The 8,163-nt window shown below is 71.5% G+C and carries 5 protein-coding genes, 1 rRNA gene, 1 pseudogene and 1 other annotated feature (1 of these 8 cut by a window edge); of the genes and pseudogenes, 1 reads left to right on the forward strand and 6 read right to left on the reverse strand.

Going from position 1 to position 8,163, the window contains the following annotated elements; genetic code table 11:
* A pseudogene (locus tag SSBG_RS10000) lies at positions 1-417 on the forward strand (hydrolase); the annotation flags it as partial.
* 87 nt (positions 418-504) lie between these two features.
* Here the strand turns inward: SSBG_RS10000 and SSBG_RS10005 are convergent.
* The 6 genes from SSBG_RS10005 to rrf all read right to left on the reverse strand — a co-directional run bounded on the left by SSBG_RS10005 (position 505) and on the right by rrf (position 7,124).
* A complete protein-coding gene (locus SSBG_RS10005; protein ID WP_008746044.1) occupies positions 505-903 on the reverse strand; it encodes a VOC family protein in 399 nt (132 codons plus the stop codon).
* Positions 904-1,048: 145 nt separating this feature from the next.
* On the reverse strand, positions 1,049-2,893 hold the full coding sequence (locus SSBG_RS10010; protein WP_008746045.1) for an LpqB family beta-propeller domain-containing protein: 1,845 nt from the start codon (positions 2,891-2,893) through the stop codon (positions 1,049-1,051).
* Positions 2,883-4,973, reverse strand: a complete 2,091-nt coding sequence (gene mtrB / locus SSBG_RS10015; RefSeq protein WP_008746046.1) for an MtrAB system histidine kinase MtrB — start codon at positions 4,971-4,973, stop codon at positions 2,883-2,885. The genes SSBG_RS10010 and mtrB overlap by 11 nt, the downstream gene beginning before the upstream one ends.
* A gap of 17 nt (positions 4,974-4,990) precedes the next feature.
* Complete coding sequence (mtrA, locus tag SSBG_RS10020) at positions 4,991-5,680, reverse strand: two-component system response regulator MtrA (RefSeq protein ID WP_008746047.1); 690 nt, start codon at positions 5,678-5,680, stop codon at positions 4,991-4,993.
* Positions 5,681-5,684: 4 nt separating this feature from the next.
* Entirely contained in the window at positions 5,685-6,818 is a 1,134-nt protein-coding gene (gene mtnA, locus SSBG_RS10025; RefSeq protein WP_008746048.1) for an S-methyl-5-thioribose-1-phosphate isomerase, read from the reverse strand.
* 189 nt (positions 6,819-7,007) lie between these two features.
* A 5S ribosomal RNA gene (gene rrf, locus SSBG_RS10030) occupies positions 7,008-7,124 on the reverse strand.
* A gap of 96 nt (positions 7,125-7,220) precedes the next feature.
* Positions 7,221-8,163, reverse strand: a sequence feature (mutual gap in cmsearch alignment for this rRNA model is longer than 100); it runs 2,161 nt beyond the window's last position.

The following is an 8,163-nucleotide window of genomic DNA, read 5'->3' on the forward strand; positions in this document are numbered from 1 at the left end:
CGGGGCAAGGGCTGGACCGCCCCGGCCTGCGACGGCGACACGGCGGGGACGCAGGGCTCGGGGACGCCGCTCACGGCCGTCAACATCGCCGTCGCGGGGACCAACGGCACCTCCGGCGGCGCCTACGTCCACGACCCCGCCTCCACGAACGGCGAGGGGCACTACCCCGACCCCTGGTCGGACGCCGTCGACGGGGAGGACAACTACCTCGGCAGCACGAAGAAGGACGCCCCGCACATGCTCGGCTTCACCGTCAGCGTCGACAAGGGCAAGGGCAACGTCTGCCAGTCCTCCTACGTCCACGACGACAGCTGGCTCGCCCTGGCCTGCGACCAACCGGGCGCGGGCTTCGACTTCACCTACGCGGGCACCCACGACAACGACTCGTGGATCGAGGCGGTCAGAATCACGGTGTAGCGGCAGCGGCGGAGGGCGACGGCCCTTCGGCACCGCGCCCCGTCCGGGTGCGGGACGAGCCCGGCCCGTCAGGGGGCCCGCCCCGCGCTACCCCCGTGCCTCCTTCACCAGCGCCTCCACGTTGTTGCCCACTGGGTCGCTCGCGAAGGCGCAGTACGCCCGGTACTCCTCCCAGTTCCGGGGGGCGTAGCGGTCCGTGCCGCCGTGGGCGAGGGCCGCGCGGTGGAAGGCGTCAACCTCGGTACGGGTCCGCGCGGCGAAGGCGAGGTGGAGGCCGCGGGTCTCGGCGGCGGGGTCGGTGACCTGTTGCAGCGCGAGCGAGGGCGTGTCGTGGCCGTCGTGCCAGTACTCGGCCAGGCCGTCCGCGCGGTAGCCGGGGAGGATGCCGAGCGGGGCGAGGGCCGCCGTCCAGAAGCGTTCGGCCGCCGCGAAGTCGGTGACGAAGAGGCCGAGATGATGCACGAGGAGGCGGCCGTGAGCGCTCATGCCGGGAGCCTACGGTCGCGCGCGGCACCCGGCACGGACCCCTTCCCGCGTTTCGCCCCGCTCCCCCGCGCGGGCCGCTCCCGGGCGGAGAACCGGCTGCGGTACGGGCCCAGGAGGGACGCCCCCGCCCTCGTACCCGCTCACCTCACCCCGGGTAGAACGGCGCCGTCCCCTGCTTCGACACCGTCTCCCAGTTCATCCCCGCCGGGAGCCGCACGATGCCGTCCGAGGAGTGGGCGACGAGGGGCAGGCCCGGGTCGTCGGAGGCGGCGATGTCGGTGACGCCGTTGAGACCGGGCAGGGCGGCCTTGGGCGGGACGGAACCGTCGCTCAGCACGTACTGGAGCTGACGCACGCCGCCCTCCTCGCGGCCCGCGACGACCAGGCGGCTGCCGCCCGCCCAGGACATCGCGGTGACCTCCTCCAACTGGGGCGCGGCGGCGCGCAGTCCACCGACCGCGATGCGCGTCGCCTCGCCCTCGCCGACGCGATCGACCCGCCCTATCCGCAGGGTCGTCTGCGTGCCCTCCCGGACGAGCAGCGCGATCCGCACCCCGTCCGAGGAGGCCCGCACCGCCTCGATACGAGCCCCTTCGCCGAGCCCCGCGACCTTCACCTCGACCGGGTCGGCCGCACCCTTGCGCACCCACATCAGGCGCGGGTTCGCCGGGTCCGTATCGGCCACCCACAGGTCACCGAAGCCGTCCCAGCTCGGCGTCGAGAGGCGGTCCTTCTCGTCGGCCGCCTTGCTCCGCACGCCCGTGAACCGCAGTTCGCCCGTCCCGGCGAGGGCCGAGACGAAGAGCCGGTCGCCGTTGAGCGAGATCCCAGCCGCGTACTTCTCGTCCCGCGAGACCGCCGCCGCGCGCAACTCCTGGTCGCCGGTGCCGAAGGGCCCGGGGACACCACCGGGCAGCTCGTCGTCGCGGCTGCCCGAGCTGAGGTCCACCAGCCGGTGGTTCTTGTCCAGGTAGTACTGGTTGGGCGTGTCCCGCTTGCTCGCGCCCTGCCCGGCGACCGCGTCGGCCTCGTCCTCGTCGAGCGTGCACAGGGAGCCCTTGCGTGCCTCCAGACCGACCGTCTTGACGCTGGTCGACGCCAGATCGCGCAGCGAGTAGAGGAGCTGGGCCGCCATCCGCCGGCACGCGGCGGCGCTCACCTCGCCCCGGTTCACGTCGAGCGGCACGGTGAGCCGGTTGTCGTCGTCCGGCGCGAGCGCGGTCGTGCCCCGGCGCAGCGCGATCCCGTCGGGGAAGCTGCTCCGGACGGCGCCGCCGAGCCAGGCCGAGGGCCCGTCGAGCACCGCCTTGACGGTCTGCGTGACCGGGTCCTCCCAGGAGCGGATGTACACGGGGTCGGCGACGAGCGGCTCGTGCCCCGCCTCCGTGCGCGCCGCGAAATAGTACTTGTTGACGGGCCAGTACAGCCGCTGGAAGTCGTTCTTGCCGAGCACGACGCCGCTCGGCGGCCGGTCGATCCGCCACTCCTTCTTGTCCTTGCCCGTCCGCACGAGCCGCACCGTCTCCTGGTACGTGGCGTCACTGGGGTGGTACGAGAGCCGGTCGTCCACCGTCGCGACCTTCTTGCCGGTCAGGACGTACGTGTGACTCGTCGCCTTGTCCGCCTCGCCGGGAGCGTCCGGCGGCGTGCCGCGCCCCGGGGTGGGATCGGCGCTGTCGGTGAGGACCGTCGTGCCGCTGCCGGGGTGCCAGTCGCGGGACGCCTTCTCGGTGAGGTACTTGCGCGCGACGGCGTAGTCCCGGTCCTCGCTCGTGAGCGCTTCGAGGAAGCCCTGCACGACTTCGAGCGGTCGCGCCCCGTCGCGCGGCGCGACCCCGAAGACCCGCACCCCGGGGTCGTTGCGCGTCGAGGAGTCCACCGGCCGCACATCCCCGCGGTCCGGCATCGAGGCGCACCCGGCGACGAGCGCCCCGACGGTGGCGAGCACGAGCCCACCGCCCCAGCGACGACGCTCCCGTTCACCGCGCATGACGCACCTCGGCCTCCGTCTCGTTCCCGTCCCGCGCCGGAGCCCCGTCCCGGGCGGCGTCCGCGCGCCCCGTCTCCGGTACGGGCTCGCCGTCGCGGCCCGCCGCGGCCGCCGCCCGTCCCGCGTCCTCCGCGCTCCGCGCCCGGGTCACCACGCGCGCCCCGCTCCCCGGCAGCGCCGTCGGGTCGGCCGCGACGGGACCGCGCGAGGCGGCGGGGGCGCGTACCGCCGAGGGCAGCGCGGGGGGCTCGGGCACGGCGGCGGTGCGCCGTCCCGGCTCCGTACCGTCCGCGCTGTCCGCGGCCGCGCGCGCGAGGGCCGCCCGCGAGTCCTCCGGCTCCAGCGGTATCGGTGAACCGCGCAGCGGTTCGTCCGCCGTGCGCGGCAGGGTGAGCCGGAATTGCGAGCCGCCGCCCGGCTCGCCCCACGCCTGGAGCCAGCCGCCGTGCAGCCGCGCGTCCTCCAGGGCGATCGACAGGCCGAGACCCGTACCGCCCGTCGTCCGCGCCCGCGCCGGGTCCGCGCGCCAGAAGCGGCTGAAGACGCGGGTGGCCTCGCCCGGCTTGAGGCCGACCCCGTAGTCCCGTACCGCGACGGCGACGGCGCCGCCCGCCGCGCCGAGCCGGACGACGACGTCGCGGCCCTCACCGTGCTCGACGGCGTTGACGACGAGGTTGCGCAGCACGCGCTCCACGCGGCGCACGTCGGCCTCGGCGACGATGGGCTGCTCGTCGCCGACGATCCGTACGCGGCTGCCCTTGCGCTCCGCGAGCGGCAGCGCGCCGTCCACGACGCGCCGCACCACCAGGCGCAGGTCCACCGCGTCCGCGTCGAGCGCGGCGGCGCCCGCGTCGAAGCGGCTGATCTCCAGGAGGTCGGCGAGCAGCGACTCGAAGCGGTCGAGCTGGTCCGCGAGGAGTTCGGCGGACCGCCCGGTGACCGGGTCGAAGTCGGCGCGCGCCTCGTGGATCACGTCCGCCGCCATCCGGACCGTGGTCAGCGGGGTGCGCAGCTCGTGCGAGACGTCGCTGACGAACCGCCGCTGCATCCGGGACAGCTCCTCCAGCTGCCTGATCTTGAGCTGGAGGTTCTGCGCCATCTTGTTGAAGGCTTCGCCGAGGCGCGCGATGTCGTCCTCGCCCGTGACCTTCATCCGCTCCTGGAGCTTGCCCGCCGACAGCCGCTCGGCGACCGAGGCCGCCATCCGCACCGGCGTGACGACCTGCCGCACGACGAGCCACGCGATGGCCCCGAGCAGCACCACGACGAACATCCCGGCCGTCGCGAGGGTCGTCTTGACCAGGCTGAGGGTCCGCGCCTCCTGGTCGAGCGAGAAGAGGTAGTACAGCTGGTAGGGCTGCCCGTAGAGGTCGTTGACCTGGCGGCCGATGATGAGCGCGGCGCGCGGGGCCGGGACGTTGCCGTCCGTGTCGTCGTACACGATGCGCGTGTACGTGCGGTACGTGCCCGTGCCGTGCGCGACCTCCTGGCGCAGCGCCGGGGGGACGCTCTCCAGGGGGAGGACCTGGCCGGAGGAGCGCGGGCTGCGCGCGACCGTGCCGCTGTCGGGTCCCGCGCCGAGCGCGACGACGTCGAAGGAGCCCTGCCCCCCGCTGGAGAGCTGGCTGACCAGCTCGGACATCCAGGAGCTGGCGTTCTGCCGTCCGTCGGACGCCGCGCCCCGCGGATCGCCCTGCGCCGCGCCGTCGGCGGCGGCACCGGTCGAGGGACCGGCCGCGTTCGCCTGCTGCTGGGCGACGAGGAACCCGCCCCTGGCCTGGCTCTGCGCGGCCTTCTCCTTCGCGTCGAGCAGCCCGTTGCGGACCTGCCCGACGACGACGAAGCCGAGGAGCAGTACGACGCCCATCGACATGAGCAGCGTCGTCGCGACGATCTTCAGCTGGAGGTTGCGGCGCCACAGCCGGGCGACGGGCAGCAACGGCCGCCGCACCCAGCGTGAGAAGAGCCGCAGGAACGGGCTGCCGTTGGCACCCACGCCCCCGCCGAGGGCCCGGCCCTGGACGACGATCCGGCCGAACCTGCCGGCCCCGCCGGATCGTGCGGCACTTCCCCTGCTCATGTCAGTCCCCGGCCATGTCAGTTCGGTCCGGCCTTGTAGCCGACGCCGCGCACCGTCACGACGATCTCGGGACGCTCCGGGTCGCGCTCGACCTTGGAGCGCAGCCGCTGGACGTGCACGTTGACCAGGCGCGTGTCGGCGGCGTGCCGGTAGCCCCAGACCTGTTCGAGCAGCACCTCGCGGGTGAAGACCTGCCACGGCTTGCGCGCGAGCGCGACGAGCAGGTCGAACTCCAGCGGGGTCAGCGCGATGGACTGGCTCTCGCGCTTGACCGAGTGCCCGGCCACGTCGATGACCAGGTCACCGATGGTGAGCTGCTCGGGCGCGGGCTCCTCCGACCTGCGGAGCCTGGCCCGGATGCGGGCCACCAGCTCCTTGGGCTTGAACGGCTTGACGATGTAGTCGTCGGCGCCCGACTCCAGGCCGACCACGACGTCCACGGTGTCGCTCTTCGCCGTGAGCATGACGACCGGGACGCCGGACTCGGCGCGGATCAGGCGGCAGACCTCGATGCCGTCCCTGCCGGGCAGCATCAGGTCGAGCAGCACCAGATCGGGCTTGGTGTCGTGGAAGGCGGCCAGCGCCTTGTCACCGTCCGCGACGAACGACGGCTCGAAACCTTCACCACGCAGCACGATGCCGAGCATCTCGGCCAGTGCGGTGTCGTCGTCGACGACAAGGACTCGTCCCTTCATGACTGACATCATCCCATTAGCTCATCGTTGCCTGACGTGAACTGGCACACAGAGCCGCCAGTCGCTCCGCCGTCACCGGGGTCACGACCCCGGCCTCCGTGACAATCGCGCTGATCAGTTCGGGCGGTGTGACATCGAACGCGGGGTTGTACGCCCGCGTACCGAGCGGCGCGAGCGGCACCGCGACACCCCCGCGCCCCCGCACCTCGGTCACCTCGTGCCCGGCCCGCTGCTCCACCTCGATCGCCGCTCCGCTCTCCGTGGCGAGATCCACCGTGGACAGCGGCGCGACGACGATGAACGGCACCCGGTGGTGGTGCGCGAGCACCGCGAGCGGGTAACTGCCCACCTTGTTCGCCACCGCCCCGTCCGCCGCGATCCGGTCCGCCCCGATCAGCACGGCATCCACGTCACCGGCCGCGAAGAGCGAGCCGGCGGCGTTGTCCGCGAGCAAGGTATACGCCATTCGGCGCCGTGCCGCCTCCCACGCGGTCAGCCGCGCCCCCTGCCACAGCGGGCGCGTCTCGTCCACCCACAGCCTGCGCAGGCGCCCCGCACGGTGCGCGGCGAGCGCCACGGCGAAGGCGGTGCCCTCCCCGCCGGAGACGAGCGCCCCGGTGTTGCAGTGCGTGAGCAGGCGGTGGCCCCCGCCAGGGAGCAGTCCGTCGAGGAGCCGCGTGCCGTGGGCGGCCATCGCCGCCGAGGCCGCCGCGTCCTCGGCCTGCAGCGCCCGCGCCTCGGCGAGCGCGGCGGCGGCAGCGGCGTCCCGGTCGCCGCCGGCCTCCTGCGCGGCCCGGAAGGCTCGCTGCGCCCGCCGGGCGCCCCGCTCCAGGTTCACGGCGGTGGGCCGGGCCGAGGCGAGCGCGTCGGCCGCCTCGTCCACGTCGAAGCCGCGGGCCGCCGCGAGCGCGACTCCGTACGCCCCGGCGATCCCGAGCAACGGCGCTCCGCGCACGGCGAGCGTACGGATCGCCTCGACGAGCGCGGGGGCGTCCGTGCACACGAGCTCCGCCTCCTCCTCGGGCAGGCGCCGCTGGTCGAGCAGCACCACGACGGGACCGTCGGGCGGCTCCGACCAGCGCAGCACGGAGAGTGACTGCTCGGGACGCGGGGACGAGGACGGCTGTGGTACGAGGGACTCTTCGGCCATTCCCCCAGTCTGCCCCCCGCGAAGGCCCCGGCAGAAGCGGCCGGAGAGCCCCTGTTCCCCGCCCCCGGGGCCCTGCTGCACCACCCGATCGTGTGACACGGCCTACCGAAACCCCCTGCCGGCTTCCGACCCGATAACGCGGAAAAGCCCCGCACCAATACTGGTGCGGGGCTCCCCCGTATAAGAATTGTTCGGCGGCGTCCTACTCTCCCACAAGGTCCCCCTTGCAGTACCATCGGCGCTACGCAGCTTAGCTTCCGGGTTCGGAATGTAACCGGGCGTTTCCCACGCGCTATGACCACCGAAACACTATAAAACCCGACCACCCCGCCACACCGTAATAACGGGGGCAGTGTGTGATCATTCGTGGTTTCAGAACCAACACAGTGGACGCGAGCAACTGAGGACAAGCCCTCGGCCTATTAGTACCGGTCAACTCCACCCCTCACAGGGCTTCCATATCCGGCCTATCAACCCAGTCGTCTACTGGGAGCCTTACCCTCTCAAAGGAGGTGGGAACACTCATCTCGAAGCAGGCTTCCCGCTTAGATGCTTTCAGCGGTTATCCCTCCCGAACGTAGCCAACCAGCCATGCCCTTGGCAGAACAACTGGCACACCAGAGGTTCGTCCGTCCCGGTCCTCTCGTACTAGGGACAGCCCTTCTCAATATTCCTACGCGCACAGCGGATAGGGACCGAACTGTCTCGACGACGTTCTAAACCCAAAAGCTCGCGTACCGCTTTAATGGGCGAACAGCCCAACCCTTGGGACCGACTCCAGCCCCAGGATGCGACGAGCCGACATCGAGGTGCCAAACCATCCCGTCGATATGGACTCTTGGGGAAGATCAGCCTGTTATCCCCGGGGTACCTTTTATCCGTTGAGCGACGGCGCTTCCACAAGCCACCGCCGGATCACTAGTCCCGACTTTCGTCCCTGCTCGACCCGTCGGTCTCACAGTCAAGCTCCCTTGTGCACTTACACTCAACACCTGATTACCAACCAGGCTGAGGGAACCTTTGGGCGCCTCCGTTACTCTTTAGGAGGCAACCGCCCCAGTTAAACTACCCATCAGACACTGTCCCCGATCCGGATCACGGACCCGGGTTAGACATCCAGCACGACCAGAGTGGTATTTCAACAACGACTCCACAACCACTGGCGTGGCCGCTTCACAGTCTCCCACCTATCCTACACAAGCCGAACCGAACACCAATATCAAACTGTAGTAAAGGTCCCGGGGTCTTTCCGTCCTGCTGCGCGAAACGAGCATCTTTACTCGTAATGCAATTTCACCGGGCCTATGGTTGAGACAGTCGAGAAGTCGTTACGCCATTCGTGCAG

The organism is Streptomyces sp. SPB074, from assembly GCF_000154905.1.
Classification (GTDB): domain Bacteria; phylum Actinomycetota; class Actinomycetes; order Streptomycetales; family Streptomycetaceae; genus Streptomyces.

What these genes read in the sequence shown, in the direction of transcription:
- SSBG_RS10005 (WP_008746044.1), bottom strand. Translation starts at nt 903, where the DNA reads ATGAGCGCTCACGGCCGCCTCCTCGTGCATCATCTCGGCCTCTTCGTC.
- SSBG_RS10010 (WP_008746045.1), bottom strand. Translation starts at nt 2,893, where the DNA reads ATGCGCGGTGAACGGGAGCGTCGTCGCTGGGGCGGTGGGCTCGTGCTC.
- mtrB (WP_008746046.1), bottom strand. Translation starts at nt 4,973, where the DNA reads ATGAGCAGGGGAAGTGCCGCACGATCCGGCGGGGCCGGCAGGTTCGGC.
- mtrA (WP_008746047.1), bottom strand. Translation starts at nt 5,680, where the DNA reads ATGATGTCAGTCATGAAGGGACGAGTCCTTGTCGTCGACGACGACACC.
- mtnA (WP_008746048.1), bottom strand. Translation starts at nt 6,818, where the DNA reads ATGGCCGAAGAGTCCCTCGTACCACAGCCGTCCTCGTCCCCGCGTCCC.